Source organism: Pseudomonas sp. NY15354, from assembly GCF_048068075.1.
GTDB lineage: Bacteria > Pseudomonadota > Gammaproteobacteria > Pseudomonadales > Pseudomonadaceae > Aquipseudomonas > Aquipseudomonas guariconensis_C.
On record NZ_JBLUPV010000007.1, the window covers coordinates 1 to 17,793 of the forward strand.

A 17,793-nucleotide genomic window follows, 5' to 3' on the forward strand; every position below is an offset into this window, starting at 1 on the left:
CAACCGAGGCCGCGCATTCTACGCTTTCCTCTAAGTCTGTCAAGCGTTTATTTTGAAGTTTTTTCCGAGAAACCCGTTCAACTTCAACCGCTTAACTCGCTGCGATCTCTCATAGCGGGAGGCGAATCATACAGCGTTAAAACCTGCTGTCAACTGCCTTTTTCACCGCTGCCGATCAGAAGATCGAAGCCCTTCCGAGACTACCTGAAGCGCTCAACTATTTGATTCTCAAGGAGTTTTGCGTTTCGACTGCGTCGGAAGTGGGGCGCATTATAAGGGGATTCGAAACCCCGTCAACACTTATTTTCAAAAAACTTTCATATCGCTGAAAAGCAAAGCGGGGAGGCCTGACGGCCTCCCCGCTTATCTATATAGATGGACAGCGCTTCAGATCACCCCAGCGCCTCGCAAGCGCTGCACGGCCTCGACATCTATCCCCAATACCTCCTCCAACACCGCATTGGTGTGCTCACCCAGCAATGGGGGCGCCTGACGATACTCCACCGGCGTTTCGGACAACCGAATGGGGCTCGCGACCTGCGGGACGGTTCCAGCCAAGGGATGAGCAAGATCCAATGCCAGCCCACGCGCCAGCACCTGCGGATCCTGGAACATCTGCGCCAGATCGTTGATCGGGCCGCAAGGCACGCCTGCCTTTTCCAGCTCAGCAACCCACTCGGCCGTGGTCTTGAACACCGTGGCCTGGCGAATCAAGGGAATCAGCTCCGCACGATGGGCCACGCGCTGCTTGTTGGTGGCGAACCGCGGGTCGTCTGCCCACTGTGGCTGACCCGCCACTTCGGCAAACTTGCGGAACTGTCCGTCGTTGCCCACGGTGAGGATGAAGTTGCCATCCGCCGTCGGGAAGTCCTGATAAGGCACGATATTAGGGTGCGCATTGCCCAGCCGCCGTGGCGGGGCACCTGTCGTCAGGTAGTTCATCGCCTGGTTGGCCAGACAAGCCACTTGAACATCCAACAACGCCATGTCTACGTGCTGGCCGACGCCAGTCTGGTCGCGATAGGCGAGGGCGGCCAGGATCGCCACGGTCGAATACAACCCCGTCAGAATGTCCGTCAGAGCGACACCCACCTTGATGGGTCCCGCGCCTTCTTCACCTTCCGGGCGACCTGTCAGGCTCATCAGCCCGCCGAGCCCCTGGATCATGAAGTCATAACCGGCCCGCTTGGCATAAGGACCTGTCTGACCGAAACCGGTGATCGAGCAATAGATGAGCTTCGGGTTGACCGCCTTCAGGCTCGCGTAATCCAGCCCATAGGCGGCCAGCCCCCCCACCTTGAAGTTCTCGATGACGATGTCCGACTTTGCCGCAAGCTCGCGCACCAGGCGCTGACCTTCGGGCTGAGTGAAGTCGATGGTCACCGAACGCTTATTGCGGTTGGCCGACAGGTAATAGGCGGCCTCGGTGGTGTTCTCGCCCTGAGCGTCCTTGAGGAAGGGCGGGCCCCACGAGCGGGTATCGTCCCCCGTGCCGGGACGTTCGACCTTGATCACATCGGCCCCAAGGTCGGCAAGGATCTGACCGGACCAAGGGCCCGCCAGCACGCGCGAAAGATCCAGCACCCGCAAATGTGATAGCGCACCCATGGCCGGCTCCTCTATCAATAGAACGCCTGGATACCAGTCTGCGCACGACCCAGGATCAGCGCATGCACGTCGTGGGTACCTTCATAGGTGTTGACCACCTCGAGGTTGACCAGGTGACGGGCAACGCCGAACTCGTCGGAGATACCATTGCCACCGAGCATGTCACGCGCCATTCGCGCGATGTCCAGGGCCTTGCCGCAGGAGTTGCGCTTCATGATGGAAGTGATTTCCACCGCCGCGGTGCCTTCGTCCTTCATCCGACCCAGCCGCAGGCAGCCCTGAAGCGCCAGGGTGATCTCGGTCTGCATGTCGGCGAGCTTCTTTTGGATCAGCTGGTTGGCAGCCAACGGGCGACCGAACTGCTTGCGGTCCAGGGTGTACTGGCGAGCAGTGTGCCAGCAGGCCTCGGCTGCACCGAGGGCGCCCCAGGAAATGCCGTAGCGGGCCGAGTTAAGGCAGGTGAACGGGCCCTTCAGACCGCGGACTTCAGGGAACATGTTCTCTTCAGGCACGAAAACGTTATCCATGACGATCTCACCGGTGATCGAGGCGCGCAGGCCGACCTTGCCGTGGATTGCCGGGGCGCTCAGGCCTTCCCAGCCCTTTTCGAGAATGAAGCCGCGGATATCACCGGCATCATCCTTGGCCCACACCACGAAGACATCGGCGATCGGGCTGTTGGTGATCCACATCTTGCTGCCGGTCAGGCGGTAGCCGCCGTCGACCTTGCGCGCACGGGTGATCATCGAGCCTGGGTCGGAGCCGTGGTTCGGCTCGGTCAGGCCGAAACAGCCGATCCACTCACCGGCGGCGAGCTTGGGCAGGTATTTCTGTTTCTGCGCTTCGCTGCCGAACTCGTTGATCGGCACCATCACCAGCGACGACTGCACGCTCATCATCGAGCGATAGCCGGAGTCGATGCGCTCCACTTCACGGGCAATCAGGCCATAGCAAACGTAATTCAATCCGCTGCCACCGTATTCGACCGGGATGGTAGCGCCCAGCAGGCCGACTTCACCCATCTCGCGGAAGATCGCAGGGTCGGTTTGCTCGTGACGGAAGGCTTCCAGCACACGGGGTGCCAGCTTGTCCTGGGCGAACTGATAAGCGCTGTCACGGACCATGCGCTCTTCTTCAGTGAGCTGCTGATCCAGCAGCAGCGGGTCGATCCAGTTGAAGCTTGCTTTACCGGCCATGAGCGAATACCTCGAAATAGGGAAGCGGAGTTTCTTGTGCCTTGATCCTAGGCCTGATCGGCCGTCTGGACAAACGAGGATTGCGCACCGATTAGTGATATTTTCTCACTTCGTAAAACTGAAAATCGCCAGATTATCCGCCTTACAAGTGAGGTTGACGTACATGCGCCGCAAGATTCCCAGCACCACGGCATTGGTTTGCTTCGAGGCGGCCGCACGCCACGAGAGCTTCACCAAGGCGGCCCAGGAACTGGCCCTGACCCAAGGCGCCGTCTGTCGGCAAATCGGTGGTCTCGAAGCTTTTTTGAATGTCGAGCTGTTCCGCCGCTCCCGCCGAGGGGTGAAATTGACCGAAGCGGGCTTGTCCTATAGTCGCCAGGTGGCCGCCCAACTCGATGCCGTCGAGCGCGATACCTTGTCGGTAATGCGCCAGCAGGGTGCGAACGTGATCGAGCTCGCCGTGGTGCCGACCTTCGGCACGCAATGGCTGCTGCCGCGCCTGAAGGACTTCCAGCAACGTCACCCGGACGTCACGGTGAACCTCACCAACCGCACGCGCCCCTTCCTCTTCGCCGATACGGCCTTCGATGCAGCCATCTATTTCGGCGATGGGGACTGGTCTGGCACCCAATCCCACCGCCTGATGGGCGAAAACCCCGTGCCGGTGTGCAGCCCGGCGCTGCTGGAGGGGCAGGGCAGCTTGGACCCGCGGCGTATCGCCGAGCTGCCACTACTGCAGCAAACCACCCGGCCCTATGCCTGGCGGCAATGGTTCGGGCATCTGGACATGAACGTGGAGCGCGACATGACAGGCCCGCGCTATGAGCTATTCTCGATGCTGGCTCAAGCAGCCATGCACGAGATGGGTATCGCCCTGATCCCGCCATTCCTGATTCAGCGCGAGCTGGAGGAGGGCAGGCTGGTGATCGCCAACCGCCATACCCTGACCAGCGCTAAGGCCTATTACCTGATGATCCCAGACCGCAAGCTGGAATCCGCATCGCTACGAGCCTTCCGCGACTGGCTGGTGCAGCAGGCCGAGCACTACACCGCGACACCTCGTGACGACATGCGAACCTGACCCTGTAGTCAATTATTTTAAACACCTACAGATATAAGGATTTGTCGCGAATACGAAAACTGTTCGGGTTGCATCAAAAATGCCTTCAAGCCTGCCAAACACGCGGCTTTCAGAGCTTATTTGCGACATCTACGAACGCATCCGCGAAACGCCTACAAAAAATTGCAGTTTTTCTCGTAATCTCCGAATACCCTTTGTTTGACGGGCTGCTTCCAGCTTGTTGCGACATACGGTCACAGGGTGACTTGTAGTTTTGGCTTCGTATCGCTTCAGAACCGGTTGAAGCCCCTTCGGTTCGTCTGCAAAATGCTCGGCCCGCCCCGGAACCGGCGGGTTCGTGCTGAACGGCCGCACCAGACGCACCACCCGAAGTGCGCTGGCTTCAACAAAGACAAAAGGTCACCGCAGGAGAATAAGTCGTGCACATTGGTGTTCCTCTCGAGACGCAGACGGGCGAAACGCGGGTCGCCGCCACCCCGGAAACCATCAAGAAGCTGGTTGGCCAGGGTCATCAGGTCACCGTCCAACGGGGGGCAGGGCTCAATGCCAGCATTCCGGACAGTGCCTATGAGGCCGCAGGCGCTTCCCTGGGCAACGCCGCCGATGCCTTCGGCGCGCAATTGGTGCTCAAGGTCGTCGCGCCCAGTGATCAGGAGCTTGCCCAGATCAACAGCGGTACGCTGCTGGTGGGCATGCTCAACCCGTTCAACAACGACATGATCGCCAAGATGGCCGAGCGCGGTATCACCGCCTTCGCCCTCGAGGCTGCGCCGCGCACGTCGCGTGCCCAGAGTCTCGACGTGTTGTCGTCCCAGGCCAACATCGCCGGTTACAAGGCCGTGTTGCTGGCGGCTCATCACTATCCACGCTTCATGCCCATGCTGATGACCGCCGCCGGTACGGTGAAAGCCGCACGCGTGCTGATCCTCGGCGCCGGCGTCGCGGGCCTGCAGGCCATCGCCACGGCCAAGCGCCTGGGTGCGGTGATCGAGGCGTCGGACGTGCGCCCGGCCGTAAAGGAGCAGATCGAGTCCCTGGGCGCCAAGTTCATCGACGTGCCCTACGAGACCGACGAGGAGCGCGAATGCGCCGAAGGCGTCGGCGGCTATGCCCGCCCCATGCCGGCCAGCTGGATGCAACGCCAGGCTCAGGCTGTGCACGAGCGCGCCAAGCAGGCCGATATCGTCATCACCACCGCACTGATTCCAGGGCGCAAGGCGCCGACGCTGCTCAGCGCCGAAACCGTCGCCCAGATGAAGCCCGGCGCGGTGGTCATCGACCTGGCCGCCGCCCAAGGCGGTAACTGCCCACTGACCGTAGCGGACCAAGTGGTGATGGCGCAGGGCGTGACCATCGTCGGCCCGACCAATCTGCCAGCCCAGGTCGCTGCCGATGCCTCGGCGCTGTACGCACGCAACCTGCTGGACTTCATGAAGCTGCTGTTCGACAAGGACGGCGCGCTGGTGATCAACCTCGAAGACGACATTGTCGCCGCGTGCCTGATGTGCCGCGACGGCCAGGTCGTGCGCAAGAACGGTTAAGGAGCACGACAATGGAAGACATGCTGATTTCCCATGGCATCTACAACCTGATCATTTTCGTGCTGGCCATCTATGTCGGTTACCACGTGGTCTGGAACGTCACCCCGGCGCTGCACACACCGCTGATGGCTGTCACCAATGCCATCTCCGCGATCGTCATCGTGGGCGCCATGCTGGCCGCCGCCCTGACCGTGACCCCGGCAGGCAAGGTCATGGGCACCCTGGCCGTGGCCCTGGCGGCGGTCAACGTGTTCGGTGGCTTCCTGGTCACCCGCCGCATGCTGGAAATGTTCAAGAAGAAAACCAAGAACGAGGGGCAGAAGTAAGCATGAGCATGAATCTGGTAACGCTTCTCTACCTGGTCGCCTCGATCTGCTTCATCCAGGCGCTCAAGGGCCTCTCGCACCCGACCACCTCACGCCGGGGCAACCTGTTCGGCATGATCGGCATGGGAATCGCGATCCTCACCACCGTGGGCCTCATCTATAAGCTCGGTGCCGAGTTGGCCACCGCTGGCATCGGCTACGTGATCGTCGGCCTGTTGATCGGCGGCAGTGCCGGTTCGATCATGGCCAAGCGCGTCGAGATGACCAAGATGCCCGAGCTGGTAGCCTTCATGCACAGCATGATCGGCCTGGCCGCGGTGTTCATCGCCATTGCCGCAGTGCTCGAGCCGCAGTCGCTGGGCATTGTCGCCAGCATCAGCGACCCGATCCCCACCGGTAACCGCCTGGAGCTGTTCCTGGGCGCGGCGATTGGTGCCATCACCTTCTCCGGCTCGGTCATCGCCTTCGGCAAGCTGTCGGGCAAGTACAAGTTCCGCCTGTTCCAAGGCGCACCGGTACAGTTCGCCGGCCAGCACAAGCTGAACCTGATCCTGGGCCTGGCCACCATCGCCCTGGGCCTGCTGTTCACGTTCACTGGCCATTACAGTGCTTTCACCCTGATGCTCGCGCTGGCGTTCATCATGGGCGTGCTGATCATTATTCCGATCGGTGGCGCCGACATGCCGGTGGTGGTGTCGATGCTCAACAGCTATTCGGGCTGGGCGGCGGCCGGTATCGGCTTCTCGCTGAACAACTCGATGCTGATCATCGCAGGCTCCCTGGTCGGCTCCAGCGGCGCGATCCTCTCGTACATCATGTGCAAGGCGATGAACCGTTCATTCTTCAACGTCATCCTCGGTGGGTTCGGCGGTGATACCGATGCCGGTGCCAGCGCTGGCTCCCAGGAGCAGCGTCCGGTGAAGTCCGGCTCGGCCGACGATGCGACCTTCCTGCTCAGCAACGCCGACAGCGTGATCATCGTGCCTGGCTACGGCCTGGCGGTGGCCCGCGCCCAGCACGCGCTCAAGGAGCTGACCGAGAAGCTGACCCACAATGGCGTGACCGTGAAGTACGCGATCCACCCCGTGGCAGGGCGTATGCCTGGGCACATGAACGTGCTGCTGGCCGAAGCCGAGGTGCCGTACGACCAGGTCTTCGAGATGGAAGACATCAACGCCGAATTCGGCCAGGCCGACGTAGTCCTGGTGCTGGGCGCCAACGACGTGGTCAACCCGGCAGCGAAGAACGACCCCAAGTCGCCGATCGCCGGCATGCCGATTCTCGAGGCGTTCAAGGCCAAGACCATCATCGTCAACAAGCGCTCCATGGCCAGCGGCTATGCAGGCCTGGACAACGAGCTGTTCTACCTGGACAAGACCATGATGGTGTTCGGGGATGCCAAGAAAGTGATCGAAGACATGGTCAAGGCCGTGGAGTGATCACCGGCCCCACCAGCGCTTCTATATAGAAGCGCTGGCAATCCCATAGAACCCCCGGGCGTCATGCCCGGGGGTTTTTCATTTGCATGATCCAGATCAACGGCTCTAAATCCAGCCTTCGCCTACGACCATGGTCGTGGGACGGCAACGGGCGAAATCTCTAGACTGCGCTCCAGTAGCTTCAGTAGCCCGAGATAACAATCCATGTACCGTGATCGTATCCGCTTGTCCTCCCTGCACAGCAAGGTAATGAGTGCGGCTGATGCCGCTGGCCTGATCCAGGACGGCATGACCGTCGGCATGAGCGGCTTCACCCGCGCCGGCGAAGCCAAGGCCGTGCCACATGCCCTGGCCGAACGCGCCAAGCAGTCGCCCCTGAAGATCAGCCTGATGACCGGCGCCAGCCTGGGCAACGACCTGGACAAGCAGCTGACCGAGGCTGGCGTGCTCGCCCGCCGCATGCCGTTCCAGGTAGACAGCACCCTGCGCAAGGCCATCAACGACGGCCAGGTGATGTTCATCGACCAGCACCTGTCGGAAACCGTCGAGCAACTGCGCAACCAACAGCTCAAGCTGCCGGACATTGCGGTCATCGAGGCCGTGGCGATCACCGAACAAGGCCATATCGTCCCGACTACGTCCGTGGGTAACTCGGCCAGCTTCGCGATCTTCGCCAAGCAGGTGATCGTCGAAATCAACCTGTCGCACAACGCCAACCTCGAAGGCTTGCACGACATCTATATCCCGACCTATCGCCCAACGCGTACACCGATCCCACTGGTTAAAGTCGATGATCGTATCGGCAGCACCGCGATCCCGATCGACCCGGCCAAGATCGTCGGCATCGTGATCAGCGACCAGCCTGACTCGCCGTCTACCGTGCTGCCGCCGGACAACGAAACCCAGGCCATCGCCGACCATCTGATCGACTTCTTCAAGCGTGAAGTGGATGCCGGCCGTATGACCAACAAGCTCGGTCCGCTACAGGCCGGCATCGGCAGCATCGCCAACGCGGTCATGTGCGGCCTGATCGAATCACCGTTCGAAGACCTGACCATGTACTCCGAAGTACTGCAGGATTCGACCTTCGACCTGATCGACGCCGGCAAGCTGCGCTTTGCCTCGGGCAGCTCGATCACCCTGTCGACCCGCCGCAACGCCGATGTGTTCGGCAACCTGGAGCGCTATAAGGACAAGCTGGTGCTGCGCCCACAGGAGATCTCCAACCACCCTGAAGTGGTGCGTCGCCTCGGCATCATCGGCATCAACACAGCGTTGGAGTTCGACATCTACGGCAACGTCAACTCCACTCACGTCTGCGGCACCAAAATGATGAACGGCATTGGCGGCTCCGGCGATTTCGCCCGCAACGCCCACCTGGCTGTATTCGTCACCAAGTCGATCGCCAAAGGCGGCGCGATTTCCAGCGTGGTACCAATGGTCAGCCATGTGGACCACACCGAGCATGACGTGGACATCCTCGTCACCGAACAAGGTCTGGCCGACCTGCGTGGCCTGGCACCGCGCGAGCGCGCCCGGGCGATCATCGACAACTGCGTGCATCCGGATTACCGCGCCGCACTGAACGACTACTTCGACCGCGCTTGCCAGCGTGGCGGCCACACTCCGCATATTCTGCGTGAGGCGTTGAGCTGGCACGAAAACCTGGAAGAAAGCGGGCGCATGCTCGCCAGCTGATCCAGCACAGTCCGCCTTGCGCCCGTCGCGGGACAAGCCCTCCCTCACTGCTGTGAGAGCGGGACTGTCCCGCGATTGTATTTGTGAGCAACACAGTTTCCCCGCTGTTGCGGTCACAACCATTAAAAACTGTACTACTGTACTGCTATAAACCTCGCTTTTTTCCTTCCCAAGATTCCTTCTCTGTCATTTGCGCACCAAACAGGTGCGCACCAGTACAGTTTCGCCAAATTCGAGTGCAACAGTCGCCTTAGACAGTTAACTGACTCATTGCAATACTGGTGAACTGTATCTACTGTTCTGGACGACACAGGAGGATCATTGGCATCAGTTAAATCACTACCTAATGCCGCCATAAGCGGAAGGATGACACATCATGGAACGTACCCTCAGTTCCGATCTGGTTTTCGAAAACAACGCTCAAGCCTCCCACGCTTCGCTGCCTCTGCGCGCCCTGTCGACCCTGCTGCTGTGGCAGCGTCGTGTCAGCAGCCGCCGTCAGCTGGCTCGCCTGGACGGTCGTCTGCTGGCTGACGCCGGTATCACCGAGTCCCAGCGTTTCGAAGAGCTGAGCAAGCCGTTCTGGCGCTAAGCCCGGGCTCGCTGGCTTCGGCCGGCACCCTAGAATTCCAAAAGCCCGCCGTGGGAAACCGCGACGGGCTTTTTGTTTTGCAGGGCTCTAGTCCGCTGATCACGACCACAACCATTACAGTTTTGCTTTACTTGTTTTTTACCGTAACAGTTCAGCGCCAAGCCCTTGCAATTGACCGCTGCACCACTGCCGCGTGATACGCTCTATTCAGCCGCTTGGTTGAAAGCATCGCGACGAGCCGAGCGTGCACCCGATAACCAGAACCACCCAGACCCTTACGCAGGAGTCCACGACCATGTCCCGTAAACACCTCATCGGCGCCGCCCTGCTGCTGGCCCTGGCCGGCACCGCCAACGCCACCAGCTTCGTCGTCACCACCGACACGGTCGTGCGCGGCGTAGCTGCTTCCACCGATGCCACCTCCGACCTTTCCTCCTCGTTCCGTGACAGCAAGATCGTCCAGGCTGCCCGCGACGATGCCGCGACCTTCGTCGGCAGCGAGGGTGCCATCCGTGGCGCCAAGCTCGAAAGCGCGTTCATCCACATCCGCCAGCAGTTGCCAAGCCTGCAGGCCAGCGACGCGCAACTGGCCCAGGCCATCCTCGCGCTCTGACACTGCCTAACGCGGGCAGGCCCCAAGGTGCTGGCCAATGCCAGTGGCAGGGGTTTTCCCGCGAGGGCTGCACAGCGGCCCCACTCAAGCCGGACACACTGGCCTTGGCCGACGTATCCGGGGTAGCCTTCGCCGTTCACCTCCGTCGCCTTCAGAACTCCATGCGTTATTTGTTGCCGTTACTGTTCGCCCTCATCGGCGTGGGAAGCGCCCATGCCATGGATGTCACCACCCAGAGCCTGGTCGCCAGCGGTTACGTCACCAGCAAGGTGACCTCCGCGCCGTTCGACCGCAAGCTGGTCACCCAGGCCCGCGATGACGCCGCAACCTTCGTTGCCACCGACGGTCTGATCCGCGGTTCACGCCTGCAGGCGGCACTCGAGTCGCTGCGTCATGCCCATGGGTACCATTCTGTCGGTGACCGTGAACTGGCCGAGGCAATTCTCGTCCAATGAACATGTCTGACTCCTTGTATCTTCCGGAGATGCTCCATGCGTAAACCGCTGATCGCCGCTGCCCTCGGCATGCTGTTGCTGGCCGACCTGGCCCAGGCACAAACCCTGGTGGCCACCAGCAATATCATCGTCCGTGCCTTTGGCCGTTCGATCGATTTCACCTCTGACACCACCACATCCATCCGCGACTCCAAAGTCGTGCAACAAGCCCACGACGATGCCGCCAGCTTCGTCGCCAGCAATGGCGATATTCGCGGCGCGCAGCTCGAGGCCGCCTTCGACACCCTACGCCAGCGCGTCCCAGAAGCACGCGATGCCAGCGATCAGGTACTGGCCGAAGCCATCCTCGCCCTGTGAACCACGTGCGTGCCTGGCTGCTGGGCTGCATTCTGACGCTGCTCGGCACGCCCGCCCTGGCAGGCCTGCAGCTCGAGCTGCAGGCCGCCGGCCTCGATCCCCAGCAGCAGCAGGCCTCCCAAGCCCTGCTCGATGAGGCCATGGACAAGCTTCCCCCTCGCTTCAAGCAGCAACTGGATCGACGCATCCAGGTCAGCTGGAGCGAGCGCATGCCCGCCGACGCCTACGGCCAGGCGTCCCCGGTCGCGACCCTGGAGCTGAACCGTCGCCTGCTGCCCAGCCTCACCGATGGCAGCGCGGCCAACAAGCAGACCGGCCGCCCTCACGGCACGGTCCGCCAAGAACTGCTGGCCACGGTGCTTCACGAGCTGACGCATATCTATGACCGCGCCCGCCTGTGGCCTGTGGCCGAACGCCAAGTGATCACCCGTTGCAAGCGCCAGCAGGGCACCTTGGGCAAGATTGGTCTGCCGGAGCAGTGCCGTGGCCAGGCTGAACGGCGCTTCACCCTGAGCGATGACCCGCGCCTGCTCGATCTGGCCGGCTGGCCGCAATATGTCGGCCGCCGTGGAGAACGCGAGCAACACAATGGCCAGCTGGCCCGCAGCCCCGACAGTTACGAGCTGAGCAGCCCCAAGGAGTTCGTTGCGGTCAACATGGAGTATTTCCTCCTTGACCCGAGCTACGCCTGCCGGCGCCCGGCGTTGAATCAGTACCTGCGCGACCACTTTGGCTGGGCCCCGTCGCAGAACGACTGCGTCAGCGGCCTGCCATTTCTCAATGCCGGGACCGATTTCGCCCGCCAACCCCTAGGGGAGATCGACCCGGAGCGGGTCTATGAAGTCGATTACCTGCTGGCCGAAGCCAACCAGAACTGGGTGAGCCGTTGGGGCCATAGCATGCTGCGATTGGTGATCTGCGCCCCGGGCAGGCCACGCGGCCCAGACTGTCGGCTGGACCTGGACCAACACCTGGTGCTGTCGTACCGGGCGTTCGTCAACGACGTGCAATTGTCCAGCTGGGATGGCCTGACCGGTGCCTACCCCTCGCGCCTGTTCGTGCTGCCGTTGAGCCAGGTGATCGACGAGTACACCAAGACCGAACTGCGCAGCCTGGCGTCGATCCCGCTCAAGCTCAGCCGCCAGGAGGTCGAGAGCCTGGTGCGCCAGGCCGCCGAGATTCATTGGAGCTACGACGGAAACTATTACTTCCTGTCCAACAACTGTGCGGTCGAGTCCCTGAAGCTGTTGCGCAGCGGCACGGGTAACCCTCGTCTGAACGACCTGGACAGCATCATGCCCAATGGCCTTCTGGAAGTGCTCAAAGGACGAGGGCTGGCCGACACCAGTGTCCTGGATGACCCACGCGAGGCCCTACGTCTGGGTTATCGCTTCGACTCCTACCGCGAACGCTACCAGGCGATGTTCGATGTGCTGAAAAAGCAGCTGCCGATCAAACAAAACAAAGTCGAGGATTGGCTGGCCCTGGATGCCAAGGACCGTAGCGCCTGGTTCCAGCAGGCCGATCTTCGCACCAGCGCCGCATTGCTGCTGCTCGAGCAGGCCAGCCTGCGTCGCCAGTTGCTGCTGGCCCAGGACGAGGTCAAGCAACGTTACCTGAACGCCACCGCGCTCAAGGACGGCAGCATCTCCAAGGCCAACGAAACCTTGCAGAAGATGCTCGCCAACAGCGGCTTCCTCAGCCGCCCGGCGGAGTTGCTGGAAGACAAGGGCTACGGCTTGCCGCAACCCGAAGAGCGCAAACAGCTCGAGAAGATCAGCAGCGAGCGCCAGGCCCAATTGCTGCGCCTGAGCACCGACCTGGACAAGGAAGTACGGGCATTGCTGGAGCCGTCGCGGGCCAAGGAGATTGCCGCGGTGGAGGCCAACGTGAAGCAGATCGGCGTACATTTGCGGGCCCTGCACAAGGCGGCGGGCGGCTTGCAGCTTCCCTGACACAGTTCGGGACGATGGCGCCTCGTTCGCGGGTAAACCCCACAGGTCCTGCGCAAATCCTGAGAACAGCGCACTACTTGTAGGAGCGGCCTTGCGCCGCGATCGGGCGCAAAGCGCCCGTAAACCTGCCACTTCCGATACGTCAGGCCCGCCGTTGCCCGCCAGGCTCGGCAACTGCCCCCCCCAACGCTAGGGACTTTCCTCCGATTCCCCAGGCAAATCCTCATCCAAGTGCAGCCAAGGCAGCCGGCTACTGGTCCAGATATGTCGGTTGGCCCGCACGCGCTCCGGGTGGTCCAGGGTCGCCACCGTGACATCGATGCTTTCGGGGCTGTGCGTCGTCACCAGCGCCACATGAGCCCCACAGTTCGAGCAGAAGTAGCGGCTGCAACTGGCCGGAGCGACATAACAGCCCGGCGTGCCCGCCAGCCATGTGAAAGCGTCGCGGGGCAGGGTAAGCCAGGTCACCACCAGACCACCGCTGACCCGCCGGCAGATCGAGCAGTGGCAATGGGCAATGTCCGTCAGATCGCCTTGCAGGCGATAGCGCAGGGCGCCGCAATGGCAGCCTCCTTCCATCACGTCAGCCATCCGCACTACCTCCTGTCGCCTGGCGCCAGCCGAAAGCTGGCTGAAAGCTTCCGCCAATAGGATAGCCCCACTACCGGCAGCAGACCGGTCAGCCAGGGCATCCGGAAGTTTCCGCGCCCGGCCCAATCAACAACAACAATGGTGATACCCGATGTTTTCCTGTGCCCGCCTGTTCGCTGTACCCCTCCGGCTACTCCCCGCGCAGCGCTTGATGCGCTGATCCGCCCGAATCGACTTTCCTTTCGCAGCGTAACGCCTGGAGTACTGCCATGCTGACCTTCCTCGGCTTCGCCATGGTCATTTCGTTCATGTACCTGATCATGACCAAGCGCCTTTCCGCCTTGATCGCGCTGATCCTGGTACCGATCCTGTTCGCCCTGTTCGGCGGCTTCTACAGCCACATCGGCCCGATGATGCTCGAAGGCATCAGCAAGCTCGCGCCCACCGGCGTGATGCTGATGTTCGCCATTCTCTACTTCGCCCTGATGATCGACTCGGGCCTGTTCGACCCAGCCGTTCGCAAGATCCTCAAGCTGGTCAAGGGTGACCCGCTCAAAGTGTCAGTCGGTACCGCAGTGCTGGCCCTGGTGGTCTCGCTCGACGGCGACGGCGCCACCACCTACATGATCTGCTGCGCCGCCATGCTGCCGCTCTACAGCCGCCTGGGGATGAGCCCACGGATCATGGCCGGCCTGATCATCCTCGCCGGTGGCGTGATGAACATGACCCCCTGGGGAGGCCCCACCGCCCGGGCCGCCAGCGCCCTGCACGTCGATCCGTCCGATATCTTCGTGCCGATGATCCCGGCCATGGCGTTCGGCGTGCTGGCGATCCTGGCCATCGCCTACCTGTACGGCAAGCGCGAACGGGCCCGTCTGGGCGAACTGCACCTGCCCACCGACGACATCGACCACAGCGAGATCACCGTTTCGCAGTTCCCAGAGGCCCGTCGGCCCAAGCTGATCTGGTTCAACGGCGCCCTGACCGCTGCGCTGATGGTCGCCCTGATCGCCGGTGCCTTGCCGCTGCCGGTGCTGTTCATGATCGCCTTCAGCATCGCGATGATCGTCAACTACCCGTGCCTGCAGCAGCAAAAAGACCGCATCGCCGCCCACGCCGGCAGCGTACTGGCCGTGACCGGGCTGATTTTCGCTGCCGGTATCTTCACCGGCATCCTCTCCGGCACCGGCATGGTCGAGGCCATGTCCAAGAGTTTGCTGGCGGTGATTCCCGACGCACTCGGGCCGTACCTGGCAGTGATCACAGCGATCGTCAGCATGCCGTTCACCTTCTTCATGTCCAACGACGCCTTCTACTACGGGGTTCTTCCGGTGCTCTCGGAAGCGGCCAGCCACTATGGCATCACCCCGGTGGAAATGGCCCGCGCGTCGATCGTCGGACAGCCGGTACACCTGCTGAGCCCCTTGGTACCCTCTACCTACCTGCTGGTGGCCCTGGCGGGTATCGAATTCGGCGATCACCAGCGCTTCACACTCAAGTGGGCAGTGCTCGTGTGCCTGTGCATAATGCTCGCCGCGCTGCTCATGGGGATTTTCCCGCTGTTCAGCAGTCTGTAAGAAACGCGCACTATTCAACCGCGACGCACCCACTTGGGTGCGTCGCCCTATCGTTCGAAGGAAAACACATGGAATGGCTGACCAGCCCGGAAATCTGGGTTGCCTTTTTTACTCTGACGGCGCTTGAGATCGTTCTTGGTATCGACAACATCATCATGATCTCGATCCTGGTCAGCCGCATGCCCAAGCACATGCAGCCGCGCACGCGGATCTTCGGCCTGGCCCTGGCCATGGTGACGCGCATCATGCTGCTACTGTCGATCACCTGGGTGATGCGCCTGACCGACGACCTGTTCGTCGTGTTCGAGCAGGGTATCTCGGGGCGCGACCTGATCCTGTTCTTCGGTGGCCTGTTCCTGCTGTGGAAAAGCTCCCAGGAGATCTACCACGGCCTCGAAGGCGAGGACGAGAATGCCGAAGAACCCAAAGGCGCTGGCGGCAAGTTCTTCTATACCATCATCCAGATCGCCATCATCGACATCGTGTTCTCGCTGGACTCGGTGATCACCGCCGTCGGCATGGTCTCCCACGTACCGGTGATGATCGCCGCCATCGTCGTTGCCGTGCTGGTGATGATGCTCTGCGCTGGCACCATCAGTGACTTCATCGACAAGCACCCCTCGCTGAAAATGCTGGCGCTGTCGTTCCTGATCGTGGTCGGTACCGTGCTGATCGCAGAATCCTTCGACGTGCATGTACCAAAAGGCTATGTCTACTTCGCCATGGCGTTCTCCCTGGCAGTGGAAGCGATCAACATCCGCATGCGCACCGCCTTGGCACGAAAGCAGGGCAAGGAGCATGAGCCGGTGAAACTGCGCAAGGACATTCCGGGTCAATAAGATCAGAAAGCGCAGGAAAGAAAGGGCCCTTTGTGGCCCTTTCTCGTTCTTGGCGCGAAGTTCCCCAGGCTTGATGACAGCCCTTTCATGACTCAAATGTTTCAAATGCCTGGCGAGCATGCGAAGCTGGCGGCAGGTCCGCAAAACAACTAAAGCTTCAGTGAGCCCACAAAAAAGCCCACCCCCGGGCCAGGCTCACAGCTTCACCTATTGGCCCCAGCCTGGGGCACAAGGCAACAAGGGGGCCCCGAACATGCTGACCCTGCTCAACCTGCTGTCCGCCGTGGCCTTGCTGGTGTGGGGCACGCATATCGTGCGTACCGGCATCCTGCGGGTGTACGGCTCCAACCTGCGTCGGGTGCTCAGCCAGAACATGAGCAAGCGCCCGCTGGCCTTTGTCGCTGGCATCTTGGTCACCGCCATGGTGCAGAGCAGCAACGCCACCGCCATGCTGGTGACGTCGTTCGTGGGGCAGGGGCTGATGGCCATGACCCCGGCACTGGCGATCATGTTGGGCGCCGATGTGGGCACTGCGCTGATGGCGCGGGTGCTGACCTTCGACCTGTCATGGCTGTCGCCGCTGCTGATCTTCCTCGGGGTGATCTTCTTCCTCTCGCGCAAACAGACCCGCGCCGGCCAACTCGGGCGTGTCGGGATCGGCCTGGGCCTGATCATCCTGGCCCTGCAACTGATCGTGCAGGCCGCGGCGCCCATCACCCATGCCCAAGGCGTGCGGGTGCTGTTCGCCTCGCTGACCGGCGACATCATGCTCGATGCCCTGGTGGGCGCCTTGTTCGCCCTGGTGTCCTATTCCAGCCTAGCCGCCGTGCTGCTCACCGCCACCCTGGCGGGCGCCGAGGTCATCAGCCTGCCGGTGGCGATCGGCTTGGTGGTGGGCGCCAACATCGGCAGCGGTCTGTTGGCATTCCTGACCACCAGCATGCAGAACTCCGCCGGCCGACGGGTCGCCCTGGGCAGCTTGCTGTACAAGCTGATCGGTCTGGTGCTGATCATTCCCGTGCTGCATCCGCTGGTCGACTGGATGGACTCGCTGAGCTTCAGCCCCCAGGAACTGGTGATCGGCTTCCACCTGCTCTACAACACGCTGCGCTGCCTGGTCATGCTGCCCACGGTCAAACCCATGGGCCGGTTGTGCAGCTCGCTGCTGCCAGAACGCGAAAACGGCAATGGCCCGATCAAGGCACGCCACCTGGACGCTACCGCCTTGGGTACGCCAAGCCTGGCCCTGGCCAACGCAGCCCGCGAGACCCTGCGCCTGGGCGATATCGTGGACAACCTGCTCGAAGCCATGCTCGGCGCTCTTCGTGGCACGCAGACCGCGCTGCCGCAGCAGGTGCGTGCCCTCGGCGAGGACGCAGAAGCCTTGTACAGCGCCATCAAGCTGTACCTGGCACAGATGACCCGCGAAGACCTCAGCGAACAGGACAATCGGCGCTGGGCCGAGATCATCGAACTGGCCATCAACCTCAAGCTCGCCAGCGACCTGATCGAGCGCATGCTGCGCAAGGTCCAGCAGCAAAAGACCTCGCAGCGCCGGGAGTTTTCCCAGGTGGGGTTGGAGGAACTCACCGGCCTTCAGGAGCAATTGCTGGCCAACCTGCGCCTGGGCTTGTCAGTGTTCCTCAGCGCAGACCCCGAGAGTGCCCGCCTGCTGCTGCGCGAGAAACGCCGTTTCCGTGCACAGGAGCGGCGCCTGGCCCATGCCCATGTCAGCCGCCTGCAACGTAAAGTGGTGCAAAGTATCGAGACCAGTTCGCTACACTTGGAGCTGATCGCCGACATGAAGCGATTGAACTCTTTGTTCTGCAGCAGTGCCTATGTCGTACTGGGCGGCGCGGATACGGGCGGACTTCTGCTCGACAGCGTGCCGGACGAAGCCCGCCTGTCCTGAAACCCGCACACCT

General features: G+C 61.9%; 16 protein-coding genes. 13 read left to right on the top strand and 3 right to left on the bottom strand.

Annotation, left to right across the window (positions count from 1 at the left end; all coding sequences use genetic code 11):
• Positions 1-387 precede the first annotated feature (387 nt).
• Both ACNFCH_RS09265 and ACNFCH_RS09270 read right to left on the bottom strand, forming a co-directional pair.
• Positions 388-1,608: a CaiB/BaiF CoA-transferase family protein gene (locus ACNFCH_RS09265; protein WP_337159301.1), complete on the bottom strand. Its 1,221-nt coding sequence runs from the start codon at positions 1,606-1,608 to the stop codon at positions 388-390.
• 14 nt (positions 1,609-1,622) lie between these two features.
• Complete coding sequence (locus ACNFCH_RS09270) at positions 1,623-2,804, bottom strand: acyl-CoA dehydrogenase (RefSeq protein ID WP_043207786.1); 1,182 nt, start codon at positions 2,802-2,804, stop codon at positions 1,623-1,625.
• A gap of 163 nt (positions 2,805-2,967) precedes the next feature.
• Here ACNFCH_RS09270 and ACNFCH_RS09275 point away from each other — a divergent pair, with 163 nt between their 5' ends.
• From ACNFCH_RS09275 to ACNFCH_RS09320, 10 genes are all read left to right on the top strand, one after another.
• A complete protein-coding gene (locus tag ACNFCH_RS09275; RefSeq protein WP_337159303.1) occupies positions 2,968-3,885 on the top strand; it encodes a LysR family transcriptional regulator in 918 nt (305 codons plus the stop codon).
• Positions 3,886-4,304: 419 nt separating this feature from the next.
• Positions 4,305-5,426 (top strand): Re/Si-specific NAD(P)(+) transhydrogenase subunit alpha, encoded by a 1,122-nt coding sequence (locus tag ACNFCH_RS09280; protein ID WP_196164290.1) that lies wholly within the window; start codon positions 4,305-4,307, stop codon positions 5,424-5,426.
• 11 nt (positions 5,427-5,437) lie between these two features.
• On the top strand, positions 5,438-5,752 hold the full coding sequence (locus tag ACNFCH_RS09285) for an NAD(P) transhydrogenase subunit alpha (protein WP_023631272.1): 315 nt from the start codon (positions 5,438-5,440) through the stop codon (positions 5,750-5,752).
• 2 nt (positions 5,753-5,754) lie between these two features.
• Complete coding sequence (locus ACNFCH_RS09290) at positions 5,755-7,191, top strand: NAD(P)(+) transhydrogenase (Re/Si-specific) subunit beta (protein ID WP_196164291.1); 1,437 nt, start codon at positions 5,755-5,757, stop codon at positions 7,189-7,191.
• Between the two features lie 204 nt (positions 7,192-7,395).
• Entirely contained in the window at positions 7,396-8,889 is a 1,494-nt protein-coding gene (locus tag ACNFCH_RS09295) for an acetyl-CoA hydrolase/transferase family protein (RefSeq protein ID WP_070091408.1), read from the top strand.
• Positions 8,890-9,265: 376 nt separating this feature from the next.
• Positions 9,266-9,481 (top strand): DUF1127 domain-containing protein, encoded by a 216-nt coding sequence (locus ACNFCH_RS09300; RefSeq protein ID WP_070091402.1) that lies wholly within the window; start codon positions 9,266-9,268, stop codon positions 9,479-9,481.
• Positions 9,482-9,776: 295 nt separating this feature from the next.
• Positions 9,777-10,094, top strand: a complete 318-nt coding sequence (locus ACNFCH_RS09305) for a DUF2388 domain-containing protein (protein ID WP_043207771.1) — start codon at positions 9,777-9,779, stop codon at positions 10,092-10,094.
• Between the two features lie 161 nt (positions 10,095-10,255).
• Positions 10,256-10,549: a DUF2388 domain-containing protein gene (locus ACNFCH_RS09310; protein ID WP_196164292.1), complete on the top strand. Its 294-nt coding sequence runs from the start codon at positions 10,256-10,258 to the stop codon at positions 10,547-10,549.
• Positions 10,550-10,585: 36 nt separating this feature from the next.
• Entirely contained in the window at positions 10,586-10,906 is a 321-nt protein-coding gene (locus ACNFCH_RS09315) for a DUF2388 domain-containing protein (RefSeq protein ID WP_070091400.1), read from the top strand.
• On the top strand, positions 10,903-12,861 hold the full coding sequence (locus ACNFCH_RS09320; protein WP_337159304.1) for a DUF4105 domain-containing protein: 1,959 nt from the start codon (positions 10,903-10,905) through the stop codon (positions 12,859-12,861). The genes ACNFCH_RS09315 and ACNFCH_RS09320 overlap by 4 nt, the downstream gene beginning before the upstream one ends.
• Before the next feature lie 189 nt (positions 12,862-13,050).
• Here ACNFCH_RS09320 and ACNFCH_RS09325 read toward each other — a convergent pair whose 3' ends face one another.
• Positions 13,051-13,452 carry a GFA family protein gene (locus ACNFCH_RS09325; RefSeq protein WP_337159305.1) on the bottom strand — a complete coding sequence of 134 codons (402 nt, stop codon included), beginning with the start codon at positions 13,450-13,452 and terminating at the stop codon, positions 13,051-13,053.
• Between the two features lie 269 nt (positions 13,453-13,721).
• On the opposite strand from ACNFCH_RS09325, the gene ACNFCH_RS09330 reads away from it, so the two are divergent.
• From ACNFCH_RS09330 to ACNFCH_RS09340, 3 genes are all read left to right on the top strand, one after another.
• On the top strand, positions 13,722-15,029 hold the full coding sequence (locus ACNFCH_RS09330) for a CitMHS family transporter (RefSeq protein WP_196164295.1): 1,308 nt from the start codon (positions 13,722-13,724) through the stop codon (positions 15,027-15,029).
• A 68-nt stretch (positions 15,030-15,097) separates the two neighbouring features.
• Positions 15,098-15,868 (top strand): TerC family protein, encoded by a 771-nt coding sequence (locus tag ACNFCH_RS09335; RefSeq protein ID WP_337159306.1) that lies wholly within the window; start codon positions 15,098-15,100, stop codon positions 15,866-15,868.
• 253 nt (positions 15,869-16,121) lie between these two features.
• Positions 16,122-17,780, top strand: coding sequence for a Na/Pi cotransporter family protein (locus ACNFCH_RS09340; RefSeq protein WP_196164297.1), 1,659 nt, complete (start codon positions 16,122-16,124; stop codon positions 17,778-17,780).
• Positions 17,781-17,793 lie beyond the last annotated feature (13 nt).

Excerpts from the sequence above, each read along its gene's own strand:
- ACNFCH_RS09335 (WP_337159306.1), top strand. The coding sequence starts at position 15,098 with ATGGAATGGCTGACCAGCCCGGAAATCTGGGTTGCCTTTTTTACTCTG.
- ACNFCH_RS09270 (WP_043207786.1), bottom strand. The coding sequence starts at position 2,804 with ATGGCCGGTAAAGCAAGCTTCAACTGGATCGACCCGCTGCTGCTGGAT.
- ACNFCH_RS09340 (WP_196164297.1), top strand. The coding sequence starts at position 16,122 with ATGCTGACCCTGCTCAACCTGCTGTCCGCCGTGGCCTTGCTGGTGTGG.
- ACNFCH_RS09285 (WP_023631272.1), top strand. The coding sequence starts at position 5,438 with ATGGAAGACATGCTGATTTCCCATGGCATCTACAACCTGATCATTTTC.
- ACNFCH_RS09310 (WP_196164292.1), top strand. The coding sequence starts at position 10,256 with ATGCGTTATTTGTTGCCGTTACTGTTCGCCCTCATCGGCGTGGGAAGC.
- ACNFCH_RS09290 (WP_196164291.1), top strand. The coding sequence starts at position 5,755 with ATGAGCATGAATCTGGTAACGCTTCTCTACCTGGTCGCCTCGATCTGC.
- ACNFCH_RS09300 (WP_070091402.1), top strand. The coding sequence starts at position 9,266 with ATGGAACGTACCCTCAGTTCCGATCTGGTTTTCGAAAACAACGCTCAA.
- ACNFCH_RS09265 (WP_337159301.1), bottom strand. The coding sequence starts at position 1,608 with ATGGGTGCGCTATCACATTTGCGGGTGCTGGATCTTTCGCGCGTGCTG.
- ACNFCH_RS09275 (WP_337159303.1), top strand. The coding sequence starts at position 2,968 with ATGCGCCGCAAGATTCCCAGCACCACGGCATTGGTTTGCTTCGAGGCG.
- ACNFCH_RS09330 (WP_196164295.1), top strand. The coding sequence starts at position 13,722 with ATGCTGACCTTCCTCGGCTTCGCCATGGTCATTTCGTTCATGTACCTG.
- ACNFCH_RS09325 (WP_337159305.1), bottom strand. The coding sequence starts at position 13,452 with ATGGCTGACGTGATGGAAGGAGGCTGCCATTGCGGCGCCCTGCGCTAT.
- ACNFCH_RS09315 (WP_070091400.1), top strand. The coding sequence starts at position 10,586 with ATGCGTAAACCGCTGATCGCCGCTGCCCTCGGCATGCTGTTGCTGGCC.
- ACNFCH_RS09305 (WP_043207771.1), top strand. The coding sequence starts at position 9,777 with ATGTCCCGTAAACACCTCATCGGCGCCGCCCTGCTGCTGGCCCTGGCC.
- ACNFCH_RS09295 (WP_070091408.1), top strand. The coding sequence starts at position 7,396 with ATGTACCGTGATCGTATCCGCTTGTCCTCCCTGCACAGCAAGGTAATG.